This is a genomic window from Mycobacterium sp. Aquia_216, assembly GCF_026723865.1.
Classification (GTDB): Bacteria; Actinomycetota; Actinomycetes; order Mycobacteriales; family Mycobacteriaceae; genus Mycobacterium.
In genome coordinates this window covers 767,428-783,021 of sequence record NZ_CP113529.1, presented here as the reverse complement: position 1 = coordinate 783,021, position 15,594 = coordinate 767,428, and the positions used below count along the sequence as shown (strand labels likewise).

The 15,594-nt window shown below is 67.0% G+C and carries 15 protein-coding genes and 2 pseudogenes; 7 read left to right on the top strand and 10 right to left on the bottom strand.

Annotated elements, in window-relative coordinates; genetic code table 11:
* Positions 1–93: 93 nt before the first annotated feature.
* Positions 94–396 (bottom strand): metal-sensitive transcriptional regulator, encoded by a 303-nt coding sequence (locus OK015_RS03730; protein ID WP_268129352.1) that lies wholly within the window; start codon positions 394–396, stop codon positions 94–96.
* Between the two features lie 127 nt (positions 397–523).
* Between OK015_RS03730 and ilvD the strand changes: the two genes are divergently transcribed.
* Positions 524–2,236: a dihydroxy-acid dehydratase gene (gene ilvD / locus OK015_RS03725; RefSeq protein ID WP_268129351.1), complete on the top strand. Its 1,713-nt coding sequence runs from the start codon at positions 524–526 to the stop codon at positions 2,234–2,236.
* Positions 2,237–2,312: 76 nt separating this feature from the next.
* On the opposite strand, the gene OK015_RS03720 is transcribed toward ilvD, so the two are convergent.
* Both OK015_RS03720 and OK015_RS03715 read right to left on the bottom strand, forming a co-directional pair.
* Positions 2,313–2,753, bottom strand: a complete 441-nt coding sequence (locus OK015_RS03720; RefSeq protein WP_268129350.1) for an SPW repeat protein — start codon at positions 2,751–2,753, stop codon at positions 2,313–2,315.
* 157 nt (positions 2,754–2,910) lie between these two features.
* Positions 2,911–3,576 (bottom strand): O-methyltransferase, encoded by a 666-nt coding sequence (locus OK015_RS03715; RefSeq protein WP_268129349.1) that lies wholly within the window; start codon positions 3,574–3,576, stop codon positions 2,911–2,913.
* A gap of 199 nt (positions 3,577–3,775) precedes the next feature.
* On the opposite strand from OK015_RS03715, the gene OK015_RS03710 reads away from it, so the two are divergent.
* Complete coding sequence (locus tag OK015_RS03710) at positions 3,776–3,931, top strand: metallothionein (RefSeq protein ID WP_326498515.1); 156 nt, start codon at positions 3,776–3,778, stop codon at positions 3,929–3,931.
* Positions 3,932–3,967: 36 nt separating this feature from the next.
* Here OK015_RS03710 and OK015_RS03705 read toward each other — a convergent pair whose 3' ends face one another.
* The 5 genes and pseudogenes from OK015_RS03705 to OK015_RS03690 all read right to left on the bottom strand — a co-directional run bounded on the left by OK015_RS03705 (position 3,968) and on the right by OK015_RS03690 (position 8,262).
* Entirely contained in the window at positions 3,968–6,031 is a 2,064-nt protein-coding gene (locus tag OK015_RS03705) for a beta-glucosidase (RefSeq protein WP_268132419.1), read from the bottom strand.
* A gap of 38 nt (positions 6,032–6,069) precedes the next feature.
* Positions 6,070–6,591, bottom strand: coding sequence for a TIGR04338 family metallohydrolase (locus OK015_RS03700; protein WP_268129346.1), 522 nt, complete (start codon positions 6,589–6,591; stop codon positions 6,070–6,072).
* Complete coding sequence (locus OK015_RS03695) at positions 6,588–7,337, bottom strand: DUF2786 domain-containing protein (RefSeq protein ID WP_268129344.1); 750 nt, start codon at positions 7,335–7,337, stop codon at positions 6,588–6,590. Before OK015_RS03695 ends, OK015_RS03700 begins: the two co-directional genes overlap by 4 nt.
* Positions 7,330–7,410, bottom strand: a pseudogene (locus OK015_RS29195) (hypothetical protein); the annotation flags it as partial. The gene OK015_RS03695 and the pseudogene OK015_RS29195, both read right to left, overlap by 8 nt.
* 48 nt (positions 7,411–7,458) lie before the next feature.
* Entirely contained in the window at positions 7,459–8,262 is an 804-nt protein-coding gene (locus OK015_RS03690; protein WP_268132417.1) for an alpha/beta hydrolase, read from the bottom strand.
* On the opposite strand from OK015_RS03690, the pseudogene OK015_RS03685 reads away from it, so the two are divergent.
* Positions 8,246–9,377: pseudogene (locus OK015_RS03685) on the top strand (sigma-70 family RNA polymerase sigma factor). The gene OK015_RS03690 and the pseudogene OK015_RS03685 overlap by 17 nt on opposite strands.
* A 28-nt stretch (positions 9,378–9,405) precedes the next feature.
* Positions 9,406–10,878, top strand: a complete 1,473-nt coding sequence (locus tag OK015_RS03680) for an alpha/beta hydrolase domain-containing protein (protein ID WP_268129342.1) — start codon at positions 9,406–9,408, stop codon at positions 10,876–10,878.
* Here the strand turns inward: OK015_RS03680 and OK015_RS03675 are convergent.
* The gene (locus tag OK015_RS03675; RefSeq protein ID WP_268129340.1) at positions 10,828–11,679 is read right to left on the bottom strand and encodes a LysR family transcriptional regulator; all 852 of its coding nucleotides are present in this window, start codon (positions 11,677–11,679) and stop codon (positions 10,828–10,830) included. The genes OK015_RS03680 and OK015_RS03675 overlap by 51 nt on opposite strands.
* A 172-nt stretch (positions 11,680–11,851) precedes the next feature.
* On the opposite strand from OK015_RS03675, the gene OK015_RS03670 reads away from it, so the two are divergent.
* Positions 11,852–12,781 (top strand): DMT family transporter, encoded by a 930-nt coding sequence (locus OK015_RS03670; protein ID WP_268132415.1) that lies wholly within the window; start codon positions 11,852–11,854, stop codon positions 12,779–12,781.
* Here OK015_RS03670 and OK015_RS03665 read toward each other — a convergent pair.
* Entirely contained in the window at positions 12,772–13,911 is a 1,140-nt protein-coding gene (locus OK015_RS03665; RefSeq protein WP_268129338.1) for an NAD(P)H-dependent amine dehydrogenase family protein, read from the bottom strand. The two genes, OK015_RS03670 and OK015_RS03665, sit on opposite strands and share 10 nt — an antisense overlap.
* Positions 13,912–13,973: 62 nt before the next feature.
* Here OK015_RS03665 and OK015_RS03660 point away from each other — a divergent pair, with 62 nt between their 5' ends.
* Positions 13,974–14,849: a MarR family transcriptional regulator gene (locus OK015_RS03660; protein ID WP_268129336.1), complete on the top strand. Its 876-nt coding sequence runs from the start codon at positions 13,974–13,976 to the stop codon at positions 14,847–14,849.
* 13 nt (positions 14,850–14,862) lie between these two features.
* Complete coding sequence (locus OK015_RS03655) at positions 14,863–15,582, top strand: pirin family protein (protein WP_268129335.1); 720 nt, start codon at positions 14,863–14,865, stop codon at positions 15,580–15,582.
* The last annotated feature ends 12 nt before the right edge of the window (positions 15,583–15,594 follow it).

Below are 15,594 nucleotides of genomic sequence, written 5' to 3'. Positions count from 1 at the left end.
GTGCCTAATGCGATCACACTGCCTTACCGTACGCACCGCAACAACGGGTTCGGCCAACTAAGCGACGCAACATCGTCTCAACTAGGTCACCGATCAGGAACGAACCAGACGCGCAATGGCGGCCGATGCTTCGGCCAGCTTGGCTTGGGCCCTTTCCGGGGCCTCTGGCCCCTCCTCGGCGACGGCTCGGGCCACGCAGTGGCCGAGGTGCTCGTCGAGCAGGTTCAGCGCCACCGACCGCAGCGCGCTGTTCACGGCGCTGATCTGAGTGAGGACGTCGATGCAGTACTTGTCTTCCTCGATCATCCGCGCGATGCCGCGCACCTGCCCCTCGATGCGCCGCAGCCGCTTGGCGTAATTGTCTTTCTGCTGCGAATATCCGTGTGGAGTCGTCATCTCGACCTCAAAACCCTCCCGGCTACGCACCCAACTTCTCCGGTGTGTCGACCCTCCACGATACCCTATACCCCAGCGGGGTATGACCGATGAAAATTGGCTTGTCAGGGCCGCGCATACTGGATCAATGGCCCTGCACACCGACGCGGCAACCGCCGACATCAAACCTCGCAGTCGTGACGTCACCGACGGTCTGGAGAAGACCGCCGCGCGAGGGATGTTGCGCGCCGTAGGCATGGACGACGAGGACTTCGCCAAGCCGCAGATCGGCGTGGCCTCGTCATGGAACGAGATCACGCCGTGCAACCTCTCGTTGGACCGGCTGGCCAAGGCGGTCAAAGAAGGGGTGTTCTCCGCCGGCGGCTACCCGTTGGAGTTTGGGACGATCTCGGTCTCCGACGGCATCTCGATGGGCCACGAGGGCATGCACTTCTCGCTGGTGTCCCGCGAGGTGATCGCCGACAGCGTAGAGACCGTGATGATGGCCGAGCGCCTCGACGGCTCGGTGCTGTTGGCCGGCTGCGACAAGTCGCTGCCCGGCATGCTGATGGCCGCCGCTCGCCTGGACCTGGCGTCGGTGTTCCTCTACGCGGGCTCGATCCTGCCGGGAGTTGCCAAGCTCTCCGACGGCAGCGAGCGCGAGGTGACGATCATCGACGCGTTCGAGGCCGTGGGCGCCTGCTCGCGTGGGTTGATGTCGCGCGTGGATGTCGACGCCATCGAGCGGGCGATCTGCCCCGGGGAGGGGGCGTGCGGCGGCATGTACACCGCCAACACGATGGCCAGTGCCGCCGAGGCGCTGGGCATGTCGCTGCCGGGCAGCGCGGCGCCTCCGGCCACCGACCGCCGCCGCGACGGGTTCGCCCGCCGCAGCGGCCAGGCTGTCATCGAACTGCTGCGCCGCGGGATCACCGCCCGTGACATCCTCACCAAAGAGGCGTTTGAGAACGCGATCGCGGTGGTGATGGCGTTCGGCGGTTCGACCAACGCGGTGCTGCACCTGCTGGCCATCGCGCACGAGGCCGAGGTGTCGTTGTCGCTCGACGACTTCAGCCGGATCGGCTCGAAGGTGCCGCACCTTGCCGACGTCAAGCCGTTCGGCCGGCACGTGATGTCGCATGTCGACCACGTCGGCGGCGTGCCGGTGGTGATGAAGGCATTGCTGGATGCGGGGCTGATGCACGGAGACTGCCTCACGGTGACGGGCAAGACGGTGGCCGAGAACCTGGCCGCCCTCGCGCCGCCGGACCCGGACGGCAAGGTGTTGCGGGCGCTGGATCACCCGATTCACGTGACCGGCGGGATCACCATTCTGCGCGGATCACTTGCACCCGACGGCGCGGTGGTCAAGTCCGCTGGGTTCGATTCCGACGTGTTCGAAGGCACCGCAAGGGTTTTCGACGGAGAGCGGGCCGCGCTGGACGCCCTCGAGGACGGCACCATCACCAAGGGCGACGCGGTGGTGATCCGGTACGAGGGCCCCAAGGGCGGGCCGGGCATGCGCGAGATGCTCGCCATCACGGGCGCCATCAAGGGCGCCGGGCTGGGCAAGGACGTGCTGCTGCTGACCGACGGCCGGTTCTCCGGTGGGACCACTGGCCTGTGCGTGGGACATATCGCGCCGGAGGCGGTCGACGCCGGACCCATCGCGTTCCTGCGCGACGGCGACCGGATTCGGCTCGACGTCAAGGGCGCGACGCTCGACGTGCTGGCCGATAAGGGCGAATTCGACTCGCGACGAAAGGATTTCACTCCTCCCCCGCCGCGCTACAAGACCGGCGTACTGGCCAAGTACGTCAAGCTGGTCAGCTCGGCGGCAATCGGCGCGGTCTGCGGCTAGTCCGGCCGCACTCGGCCCGGGCCGAATCGATCGGCCGGGCAGGTTGAATCGCTGCCCGGCTCAGCGGGTTTCGCCGCTACGTGTCGCTAACCGCGGCGCGGGTGCGCATGCCGAAGTAGGTGGCGTTGAGACCCACGAACGTCATCAACGCACCCGCGACGACATTCGACCAGACCATGGCAGCCGTCAGCGCGACGCCCGGAACGACCCACGGCGACACCATGACCCACCCGCCCAGCACCGGGAGCGTCCAGGTCATCCCGTGCGCGCGGTCCAGCATCGTCGCAAACCCATATGCGAGGAACGCCACCGCGATCCCGACGATGAAGTCGGACGTGGCAAGCGATGCCGTCCCGCTGAATCCGACGATCCACGGTGACGCGGCAACGAATAGGCCCGTCAGCAGGGCCAGACCGAAGGTGAAATGCGCACTCGTCGACTCGGCGACGCGTTCATAGCGTGCCCGCAGGGCCAACAGATCCGGGTGGTGATCGATTGATGAATGGACTGTACTCATATCGCAACCTTTCTGTTATGCAGCAAGCCCGTTATGCAACAAGCACTCTGGGCCCGCCGCCAACCATCCATCTTTTTCCAGATTACGCCCGATCACGCGGTGCCAGCAACGAAATTCGGTGCCGCCGAACAGCCCTGAACCGGCCCATTTCGCCGGCTTATACGGACTTCACCAACGCGATCGCGAAGCCGTCCCAGTGCTTGGCGCCGACCGTCTGAATCACAGCGGTGTCCAGCTGTGCATGGTCGCCCATCACCTGCAACGTCTCTCGTGTCGCGGCCACCTTGGCATCTTTGGACTCCGGCGACAGGATCTCGCCTTCGCGAATAACGTTGTCCACCACAATGAGTGTGCCGGGGCGGGCCAGCCTGACCGCCCACTGCAGATATTCGACATAGTGCTCTTTGTCCGCATCGATGAACACCAAATCGAACGGATCACCGGTCACGGTACGCAAGGTTTCCAGCGCCGCGCCGACCACCACCTGTACCCGATCGGCGACACCGGCCCGCTGCAGGTTCGCCCGAGCGACCTGGGCGTGGTTGGGCTCGTACTCCAATGTCACGACTTGTCCGTTCGGACCCACCCCGCGCGCCAGCCAAATGGTGCTGAAACCGCCGAGGGTGCCGATCTCGAGAACACGCCGCGCCGCAATAGCGCCGGCCAGCAGGGACAAAAACTTGCCCTGCTGCCACGACACGGCGATCTGAGGTAGCCCCGCCGCGTTACTGGCCTCCAGCGCGGCGGCCAACGCCGGATCGTCACCGATGACTGTGCTGTCCAAAAAGGCATCGACGTCTTGCGGGGTGGGTTTGTCGGTCATGCGGTCAACGCTAGCCGGGACCGGTTCACCTGGCCGCGGCACCTGGTCAGGCATCCGATCGAGAGCCGACACCGCGCCGATGCTTTACCAGGTACCCGTATGGGGTATACATTGCGTGTGGCGGTCCGCTCGGCGGGCAACCACGGGAAAGTAACCACCGGATTCCGCTGCATCTCACCGGAATCCCATAACGACAAGGGTGATTCACATGGTGCATTACGACGAGGGGACCCTGCTGACTTGCGGTCACGATGGATGCGGGTGTCGCGTCCGCATCGAGGTCGGATGCCACTGCTCCGGCGCAGACGAAGATTACCGCTGCACCTGCGGCGAAGCATTGGTGCCCGTCACGTAACGCCCGCCGGCCCGGTCGTTGCGTTCGGATCGCCAATCAGCACCCGAACGCACGACCGGTCAGCTCGGCCTCCGCCGTCAGCCGGAACGCGACCGCCGAGGCGCCGACCGCCACCGCGTGGCAGCCCGGCGTGATCCGCCAGCACCCGCCCTCATAACGGGCGAGCAGGCGCGGGTCGGCCGCTATCGTTACCCGGCGCGTCGCGCCCGGGTCCAGCTCGATCCGTTCGAATCCCAGCAACCGCAGCCGTTGCTCACCGCCGGCATCGGTCAGATACAGCTGCGGGACATCGGCCCCGCGACGATCGCCGGTGTTGATGACGGTGAAGCTCGCCGTCACGGTGTCACCGCCGGTGACCATCAAGTCACGGTACTCAAAGCTGGTGTAAGACAAGCCATGACCGAACGCGAACAACGGCGTCAGGCCCCGGCCGGCGAACCACCGGTACCCGACCTCGGCTCCTTCGAAATAATCGATCGTGGTCGGTGTCCCCCACGCGGCCCCGAAGCAAGTCAGCTCCGGGCGCGGCGTCTGGTCAAGTTCGACCGGAAACGTGATCGGCAGCCGTCCGGACGGATTCACTTGCCCGGCAACGATCTCCGCGATCGCTTGGCCACCGGCCTGGCCGGGATACCAGGCCTGGACGATGGCGTTCACCGAATCTCGCCACGGCATGACCACGGGGTTACCGGTCTGCAGCACCACCACGGTGTTCGGGTTTGCGGCCGCAACCGCCGCGATGACCGCGTCCTGGCCCCACGGCAGCGACAAGTCGGCGCTATCGAAGCCCTCGCCTTCGACGCGGACCGCGAACACGATCGCGACGTCGGTGCGCCGTGCGGCCAGCACCGCCTCCGCCGGGCTGAGTCCCGGATCAAACTCGATCTGCGCGTTGGGAAATTGCTTCCTGAGCTCGTCGAGTGGGCTGGACGGCAGCAGGTACAGATTTCGGGTACCTCCCGTCAGGCCCGGGCCGCCGATCGGGACCACGTGCGCGTAGCCACCCGGGGGTAGGACGGCACTCGACCCACAGCCCGTCGGCACCCCGAGTTGTGCGTAGCCGCCGATCACGGCGATGCGGGCACCGGCTGCCAGCGGCAGTAGCCCGCGATTCTGTAACAACACGATTCCCTGCCGCGCGATCTGCAACGCAACCTGGTTGTGCGCGTTCATATCCGGCTTCGGTGCTGGCCCACCCACATCGATACCGACCGCGAACATCGAACGCAGAATCCGTCGAACCATGTCGGAAAGACGCTCTTTGGACAACCTGCCGTCGGCGTAGGCGGACCGCAGCGGCTCGGTGAACGCCTCCGCACCCCAGAACACCGTGTCAATCTGGGCACCACACTCCTGGTCCAGGCCGTGCAGCGCGCACTCCCAGCTCGGTGTGGCGCCCCAGTCGGACATGACCCAACCACGGTATCCCCAAACATCTTTCAGCACGTCGTGGATCAACACCCGGTTCGCCGAGGCATAGTCACCATTGACCTTGTTGTAGGCCGTCATCACGGCGCCGGGCTGCGACCGCTCGATCGCGATCTCGAAGGCCAGCAAGTCGGATTCGCGGTGTGCGTCGGGGTCGATGACCGCGTTCAGCCAGTGCCGGTTGGTCTCGTTGCAGTTCAGCGAATAATGCTTGACCGTCGAGATGACACCCTGTCGCTGTATCCCGTTGACCGACTCGGCGGCGATGGTGGCGGTCAAAAGCGGGTCCTCCGAGACGTATTCGAAGTTTCGCCCATTGCGTGGGTCGCGCGCCAGGTTCATCGCGCCCGCCAGTTGCACGTTGAATCCGCGGCTGCGCGCCTCCCGGCCGATCACCTGGCCCGCGGTGCGGGCGAGGGCGGGATCGAAACCGGCGGCCAGCGCCAAGCCGGCCGGTAACGCGGTAGCGGTGTCACCCGGCCGGTAGCCGGGATTGGTGACTCCGAGACCGGCATCGCTCATCCGCAGCGCCGGGACGCCGAGCCGGGGGATCCCGGGCACGTATCCGGCACTCATCGGGGTGCCGGGCGGAATGCGGTCATCCGGCAGCGGCCACAGTTCCGATACCCCCATCACGGCGACCAGCAGCGAGAACCGCTCGTCGTCGGTCATCCGGCTTTCGACGTCGCGCGCCCGGACGTCCGGGTCCCCTAATCCGTCCACCGCACACCCTCTTTGGCGTAGACCACCCGCAACACGTGCCCCAGCTCCGGTCCCATCACCAGCTCCGCCAATGTGCAGATAGTGTCGACGAACTCCGGGCCGTGCGGGGGCTGTGCCTGGCACAGGTGATGCGCCACCTCGTGCAGCAGCACCAGCTCGCGCAGCGCCCAGTCGGCGGTGTCACGATCCGGAACCGCGATAACGCCTGCGCCGTCATAGTTTTCGTAGTGCGCCGCGGTTGCGGCCCGCCGTGGCCGCACCCTCGACGGCGACACTTCGGACCAGCGTTCCCGCACCGCCGGTAGCGCAAGCACCTGGTCAACATAGCGCTGCGCCGCCGCCACGGAGCCGAATCGCGCTTCCGGCGGAAGCGTCAACTGTGTGCCGAAAAACTCCACCACCGAAGAGCCGTGCTCAGCGGCGCGGTCGAACAGCGTACGGACGAACTCCTCGGCCGCATACACCTTGGAGCGTTGGGAATCCCGCTTCGGCGCATCCCCCGCGGTCACGTCCCCAGCGCGCTCCGCGCTCCGGGCAGCTCGGGACTGTTGCCGAGCCGCGCCCGCTTGCCGGCCCGGTCACCCGCACGCCGCGCCGCCGACGAATACCCCGCCGTCGCTCGGCTGGCCTGCCACGTGCCGCGCGCCCTGGACGCCCTGCGGTAATGGTCATGCAGCTCGACATCCTTGTCCCGCAGCGCGATAGCGGTACCGGGCCGGCGGCTGCGGTCCTTGGTCGCCTCGCGCCGGGTCTCCTCACGCGCCTCGCTCAGCCGCTGACCGACCCGGGCACCGAACGCCAGCTGGAAGTTGAGCCGGGCAGTGATCGTCGGGGTGGGCCGGTGCGCGCCCGAGGCGAGGTAGGCATCCGATGCCCGCACCATCTGAACGACCAGACTCGCGTACAGCGCGTGGCTGGCGTCGATGTCCTCGGCGAATCCGTAGGCGTAAACGAACGTCGAATTCGACGCCACGTCGCAGCGCACGTCGTTGGCCAATGCGATCAGCACAAAGAGCTGTACGTATGTCCGCAACCCCTTGGTGCCCGCCGTCCCGATCGTGACGGTCCGCTGGATCGGCGCTTGGGCCGCCGAGCGGTGGGACGCATGGGACCGGGCGACCGCCAAGTCGATGGACGCCGCCGTCGCCAACCGCTGCGCGGCGGTCATGAAGGCGTCCGCCTCATGCGTGTTGTCGGTGCCTTCGGCCTGACGCAGCAGCGCGGCGATGCGCGCCAACATCTTGTCATCAGCCATAGCGCCGCTCCTCTTCATCGCTGCGTCCACCCCGGCAAGCGGGACATGCCCCCACTGCATCGTCGCCGGCGCGGGTCATAGCGCCAAAATACGGGAGTGCCCTGACATCTGGCGGCAGCGCCTAGAGCCGGGCGGTGATCCACGAGACGACATCGTCGAGCACCTGATCGCGCTCGGGCTCGTTGAAGACCTCGTGGTAAAGCCCTGGGTAGACCTTCAGCGTTACGTCGGTCGATCCCACACATTCCACCAGCCGGCGACTACCCGCGACCGGCACCAGCCGGTCCTTTTCGCCGTGCACCACCAGCAGCGGCGCGGTCAGGGCCGGTGCCCGCCCCGGCATCGTCTCGCCGACCTCCAGCATCGCCCGCCCGACCCCGAACGGGACCTTGCCGTGGTAGACGAGCGGGTCGGCCTTGTAGGCCGCGACCACCGCGGGATCACGGGAGATGGCGTCGACGTCGAGCTCCTGTACCGGCACCCCGGGCAGCACGGCGCCGAGAACTTTGGCGGCGAAGGCCACCACCGCCGGAACCGAATCCTGAGCGGCGACCAACGGCCCGGACAGCACCATCAGGTCGTAGTTGTCCGGACGCTCGACGCCGTAGGCGAAGACGATTCCGCCGCCCATGCTGTGCCCGAGCACGATGCACTTGAGGCCGGGGTGCTCCCGCGTGGCGATACCGACCAGGGTGTCGAAGTCGGCGGTGTACTCGGAGACGTCGCGCACCAGCATGCGCTTGCCGCCGGAGCGGCCGTGGCCGCGATGGTCCAGCGCGTAGGTGACCAGCCCCGACTCGGCGAAGCGCTGGGCGACGTGGTCATAGCGGCGGGCATACTCGCCGAGACCGTGCGACAGCACCACCACGGCTCGCGGCGGGATATCCGGCGTCCAGACGTCGTACACGATGCGCACGCCGCCCAGGCCGTCGAAATTCCGTTCAGTGCGGGTCACGGAGCGTCCTAGTCATTAGGGGCAGCGTAATGGCTCCTGCGGCGCTATGGTCCGAGGCTCTGCGTAGGCTCATTCGGGTGAGCGTGCTCGCGGAGAACTCCGGCGACGCAGAACTCCCCGCCGTGGGCGGGGGCCACGGCGATTTCTCAGCCCATGCCGAGCCCTATCGTCGCGAATTGCTGGCGCACTGCTATCGGATGACCGGATCCTTGCACGACGCCGAGGACCTGGTGCAGGAGACGCTGCTGCGGGCCTGGAAGGCCTACGACCGGTTCGAAGGCAAGTCATCGATGCGAACCTGGCTGCACCGCATCGCCACCAACACCTGCCTGACCGCGCTGGAGGGGCGGCAGCGACGGCCGTTGCCCATCGGGCTCGGCGGCCCCAGCGCGGATCCGACTGCCGAGCTGGTGGAACGCCGCGAGGTGCCCTGGCTCGAACCGCTGCCCGACCTGACGCAGGATCCGGCCGACCCGTCGGTCATCGTGGGCTCCCGCGAATCGGTGCGGTTGGCATTTGTCGCTGCGCTGCAGCATCTCTCACCCCGGCAGCGGGCGGTGCTGCTGCTGCGCGACGTGCTGCAGTGGAAGGCGGCCGAAGTGGCCGACGCGGTCGGTACCACCACGACCGCCGTCAACAGCCTGCTGCAGCGGGCCCGCTCCCAGCTGGAAACCATCCAGCCCAGCTCGAGCGATCACCTGGCGCCGCCGGATTCGACCGAGGCGCAGGACCTGCTGGCCCGCTACATCGCGGCGTTCGAGTCCTACGACATCGACCGGCTGGTCGAACTGTTCACCGCCGAGGCGGTTTGGGAAATGCCGCCGTACACCGGTTGGTACCAAGGCGCGCAGGCGATCATCACCCTGATTCACCAGCAGTGTCCGGCCGAATTGCCGGGCGACATGCGGATGATCCCGCTGGTCGCCAACGGCCAGCCCGCCGCCGCGATGTACATGCGAGCCGGCCGGCAGCACGTGCCGTTTCAGCTGCATGTGCTGGATGTGCGCACCGACGGGGTGTCGCATGTGGTTGCATTCTCCGACGACGCGTTGTTCACGAAATTCGGGCTGCCCCGTTCCCTATGACGGGGCCCGAGCCAAGAAGGTGTCGCTCATGACGGAGTTGCCGGTCGTTACGCCTGCGCCCGGAAAACCCGCTCTGCTGTTGGGCGGCTTTGAGATCGGTGACCTGGGCTACATCGCCGAGGAGTTCTTCATCTCCGGCACGGCCTTGTCCTACGCCCCGGCAGCGAAGCTGGGGCCGGACGGCGCCTGGCAGGTGACACCGGCCGGCGAGCAGGACTACGCGACGCGAATCGTGGTGCTGACGCCGGCCGACAGCGCCCGGTTCAACGGGACGGTCCTGGTCGAGTGGCTCAACGTGAGCGGCGGCATCGATGCTCCGGCGGTGTGGATGATGGCGCATCGCGAAATCGTTCGGGCGGGCTACGCCTACGTCGCGGTATCGGCCCAGCAGGTCGGGGTGGACGGCGGCGCCAGCATGCTCGGCGTCGACATGTCGCTGAAAAGCCAGGATCCGGCCCGGTACGGCGCCTTGCACCACCCAGGCGATGCGTTCTGCTACGACATCTATTCCCAGACGGGCGCGCTCGTCAGGATCGGCGACGTGCTGAGTGGGCTCGATGCGAAACACGTTGTCGCCGTGGGCGAATCGCAATCTGCAATGTTTCTCACCACCTACGTCAACGCGGTCGATCCGCTCGCCGGAGTTTACGACGGCTTTCTGGTGCATTCCCGATTCGCTTCTGCCGCACCGCTGGACGGCGGGTCCATCTTCGACGAATTGCAGAACGGCACACCGGCAGCGGTCAATTTCCGTCCCGACCTGCGCGCCCCGCTCGTCACGATCATCACCGAAACCGACTTGCTGGGCGCCGTGCGGCACGGCTACTATTTCGCGCGGCAGCCGGACAACGAGCGGCTGCGGGTCTGGGAGATTCCCGGCGCCGCACACGCCGACAACTACACGATCCAGGTCGCGCCGATCGACACCGGCTCCGCGCCGCTGCAAGACATTGTCGCCGCCTACGCACCCACCAACATGCTGATGGGCCAGCAGCTCGGCCACTTCATCAACTTCGCGCCGCAACATCACTACGTCGTGCAGGCGGCCATCGCGGCCCTGAACACGTGGGTACGAACCGGCGAGCCCGCCCCGACCGCACCACCCATCGAGGTGCGCGGGGCGGGGGAAACAGAAGAGCCGCAACCGGTTCTGGATAGCAACGGTCTCGCCCAGGGCGGCATTCGGACTCCGTGGGTGGACGTGCCGATCGCCCGCACGTCTGGTTACGGCGGCGCAGTGGACACTGTCGAGAGCATCATGGCCGCGCTCTTCGGCTCGGGCGAACCCTTCGACGACGCAACCGTGCGCCGGCTCTACCCCGGCGGGGTGACGGAGTACCTGGAACGCTTTACCACCGCACTCGACACGGCAATAAACTCCGGGTTCATCCTGGCCGCCGACCGTGCCGAGATCCTCGAGCTGGCCGCCGCTACCTACAGCGGCCCGAGTTCAGCTTTCGGCGCCCAGCACGTCGCGCACCGCGGCGTCAACGGCACTTAGCAGCTCCGGATCGATGCCGGCGCGACCGCGAACAAGCACCGTGGCGCAGCTGGGGGGCGGCAGCCCCTCGGCGGGACACAGACCGTCGGGCAGCTTGCCGATCATCGGCAGCAACGCAAACCCGAGACCTGAGCGCACCGCCGCGTAAAGCCCGGACAGATCGCCACATTCGGCGGCGATCTCGTAATCGATGCCGGCTTTCTCGAGGATGGAGAAGGCCGGCTCGCGCAAGGTGCACGGCTCGGCATAGGTCACCAACGGCAGCGGCTCCCCTCGGCGAGCGGCGAAGGACCGTGCCGAAATCCATTTCAGCCCAACGACTCCCGATGAATTAACGCGATCCAGCCCCGACCCGTCGAGCATGATTGCCAGGTCCACCAGCCCCCGATCGATCGCGTCCGCCAGGGACACGTTGCGGTCAAGCCGGAAGCGCGGCCGCCGATCCGGAAGCCGCTCGCGCAGCACGCTGGTCAGGGCGGGCAGCATCACGTCGGCGCCGTGCTCGGTGGCACCGATCGTCAGCAGCTTGGGCTCGGTGGCGCCCAGGTCTTCGAGTGCCGTGTCGTGCGCCGCCAGGATGGTGCGGGCATGCCGCAGCACCCTCTGACCGATTTCGGTGAACAGGACGCCCCGCCCGGAGCGTTCCACAACCGGCTCGCCGACCACACTCTCCACTTTGCGCAGATGCTGACTGACCGCGGACTGGCTCAGATGCAGCGCGGCCGCCGCCCGGTGAAACCCGCCGCAGTCGGCGACCGCTACCAGGCTGCGCAGCGGTGCGATATCGAGGACCTGACCCATGACAACAGGTTAGATCGATCAGCATTAATGATCAATCGATTCGCCTTCTCACCCAGACTTTCCTCTGCTTTCCGCCTGACCGATAAGCGATCGTGATCGATTGTGATCGTCAATAATCGTTGGACGGCGCGGGTCGGTCTCGGCGACCATGGGCGGTATGGACTTGCCACGCATGCCATGGACCACCGCCTCGACGGTGACGCTGACGTACGCGATCGGTTTTCCCATCGGGGCCTTCGCCGTCGCCTCGATGTCCCCCATGGCCGTGTTGGTACTCCGATTCGCCTCCGCGGCAATCATTCTGACCGCCCTGGCCCTGGTGGCCAGGTCGGCCTGGCCACGCGGGGCGCAGTTCGGTCACGTCATCGTGGCCGGACTGTTCATCCAGGCCGTGCAGTTCTGCTGCGTCTACGAGGCGCTGCTGCTCGGGGCGCCCGCGGTGCTCTGCGCCGTGGTGATCGCGATGAATCCGGTCGCCACGGCGATCCTCGCCGCGATGTTCCTGCGCGAGCCGATCGGCCTGCAGCGGCTTACCGCTCTGGTTCTCGGCGTCGTCGCGGTGCTGGCCGCGTGTGCCAGGCGGTTGATGGGCGCGCACGGCATCGACCCGGTCATCGTGCTGCTTGTCCTGGGCCTGCTCGGCCTTTCGGCCGGCGGTGTGTACCAGCAGCGGTACTGCGTGGGCGTCGACTTCCGCGCGATGGGCGCGGTGCAGAACGCCGTCGCGCTCATTCCTGCGGCAGCGCTCGCGATGCTGACGCCCTTCGCTGTGCACGACGCCGTCAAAGCCGCCTTCGCCGTCACCGCGATGGTGCTGCTCAACGCGACGCTGGCGGTCAGTCTTTACCTGCGCGCCATCAGCATTCACGGTGCGGCGGCGGTGGCGATGCTCTTCGCCGTCATTCCGGCGGTGGCCGCGGTGCTGTGCTGGCTGGCGCTGGGGCAGCGCCCGGACGTCGGTGTCGCGATCGGCCTGCTGGTCGGCGGCCTGGCTTGCTGGCTGAACAGCCGGTCAGCCGGTAAGCGCCGAGTGGCGCAGCATTGCCCCACGCCGACGGCCGTGCCGGCTTCGCCGAGCCTGGCGGCGTGCCGTCAGAACTGAAAAAGGCGGCTATCCGGCGAAGGGCCGTCCACCGGGCGGACCAGGCCGGCCCCGGTAATCAGCGGCAGGTCGAGCGCGGACAGCAGTCCGGGCGCGGCCGCACACACCGCGGGAATCGCGTTGACCATGCGCGACGAGCCCGCGATACGCGCACCCAGATCGTGGTCGTGGTCCTCGGCCATCTCGAATTCGCACCGCATGCTCGGCGAGCCGTCGATCTCGACGCGATACACACCGCGACCCGACGCCAGTCCGAAGCCCAGGTCCTTGGGCGCAAGGCTGATGTGCGGCTGGGGCCAGTCCGGGGCGATGTCGTCACGCATGCGTGTCACGTGGTCGACGACGAAAGTCGGCTTGCCCCCGACGTAACCGGTCAGGGTGGAGCGCATCGCCGCGATGGTCCCGGCCGCGATGTGGCCGGTGGGCGTGTCGAACGATTCGGTGGTGGGAATGCGTTCGTTGCTCTCCTGGATGTCGTCGATCTTGACGCCCAGGCCGGCGGCGAGCTGGTGCAGCACCGGGCCCCAGCCGAAGGTGAATATCCCGGGTGTCGCCGCGAACGCGGTGAACTCCGGGGGCTTGCCGAATCCGAGGATCTCGTACACCGCGGCCTGGTCCGGGTAGGTGGCGTAGTTGAACATCTCGGTCACCCGCACCGATTCGATGACCCGCGATACGCCCGTAAGCACCAGGGGCAGAACGTCGTTGGCGAATCCGGAGTCGATGCCGGTGGTGAAGAACGACACCCCGCCGTCCAGCGCGGCTTGGCGCAGCGGATCGGTGAACGCCGCGTCGACGGCCTCGGGAAAGACCAGCGGCACGACCGAACACGACACCACGTTCTTACCGGCCCGCAGGATCGACACCATGTCCGCCACGGCCTCCAGCGGCCGCAGGTTGGCACCGGCGGCATACACCACCACGTCGGCGTCGCCGGCCAGCATCGGCGCCGGGTCCCGGGTGGCCAGCACGCCGACCGCCGCGATGCCGCACAGCTCTCCGGCGTCGCGACCGGCTTTGGCGTCGCTGTGCACGACGAGATCGGTCAGTTGCAGCTCGGGGTGGTCGATCACGCCTCGCAGGGCGATGACGCCCATCGAACCCGGCCCCCAGACTCCCACCTTCAGCACGGCTATCTCCTAATATTAGGACGATTATTCTTACATTTTGGACGGATGCTAGGGAGCTGGGCATGGGTACGTCAACCGGCAAGTCGCCGCCGACTGCGCGGGTGATGGACGTGCTTGCCACACTGGCGGATTCGCCGAGCGGGCGAACCTCGGCCGAGTTGGCGAAGACCTGCGGGATCAGCACCTCGACCTGCGCACTGGTGCTGGCCGAGCTGGAACGCCGGTCCTGGGTGACGCGGCGTGGGGATCGCCGTTTTTGCCTGGGCAGCGGATTGTTCGGACTGGTGCACGGGCTGCGGACGCAGTTCCCGCTGCTGGACCGCGGGCGCGATGCGCTGACCTTCCTGCACGACACTCTCGGCGGGGGCTGCTCGATGTCGAAGATCGGCAACCGGCACCTGACCACGGTCGACGCGGTCGGACACGGCACCGACGGCGAGCACGCCGTCGGTCAGCGATTCCCGATCGATCCGCCGTTCGGCTTGGTCGCGATGGCCTGGCGGGACGACGATAACGTCGCGGCCTGGCTGCAACGGGTGATGCCGCGGCTGACCCGCACCGAAATCGTGCAGCATCAACGGGTACTCGCCGATATCCGCGCCCGCGGCTACGGCGCCTGGCGCTTCGACGACACCCACCAATCGCTGCACAACCGCCTGGCGGGGGTGCTCGCTTCGCTGGAGCCGACCGCGCAGGTCACCCGCCAACTCACCACCCTGATGACAATGGTGACCCTGCAATCGATCACCGACTCACTGGAAACAGACTTGGCATCAACGGAATTCGTGGTCCTGCCGATCTTCGCGCAGAACGGCCAGCCGGAATATCAAATCGAGATCCATCTGGGAGGATCGGCGGAATTGACCCTGTCGGCACTCGACACCGCGCTCGAGCACGTGCAGGGGCTGCTCGGCGCCGGGGTGGCCGCCGCGATGTGATTACGCTGAGGCCATGGCTGCCAACTCCGAGATACGGCGCGCGGCTGACCGGGCTGTCACCACGACGCCGTGGCTGAAATCCCGACATTCGTTCTCGTTCGGTGACCACTACGAGCCGGATAACACCCACCACGGGTTGCTGGTGGTGAACAACGACGACATCGTCGCACCCGGGCACGGATTCGAGACACACCCGCACCGCGACATGGAGATCGTGACGTGGGTGCTGGAAGGCGAATTGACACACCAGGATTCCGCCGGCAATCACGGTGTGATCTATCCGGGCCTGGCGCAACGCATGTCGGCAGGCAGCGGCATCCTCCATTCAGAGAAGAACGATTCATCAACGCAGCCAGTGCATTTCGTTCAGATGTGGGTGATTCCCGACGAAACGGGCATCACCCCCGGCTACCAACAGCATGAGGTCGGCCACATCGGTGCCGAACTTGTGACCATCGCCTCGGGCATGCCCGGCCACGATGCCGCGATCTCGCTGCACAGTCGCAATGCGGCACTGCACGGCGCACGACTGCAACCCGGCGACACCGTCACCGCGCCGACCGCCCCCTACCTGCACGTCTACCTGCCACGCGGCCGGCTCGCCCTGGACGGGGCCGGCGAACTCGCCGCCGGCGATGCGGCCCGCTATACCGGCGCCGGTGGCCCGCGGCTGACGGCGAGCGAGCCGACGGACCTGCTGATCTGGGAGATGCACGCAAAGCTGGGCGGCTAGACCAATAGAGTG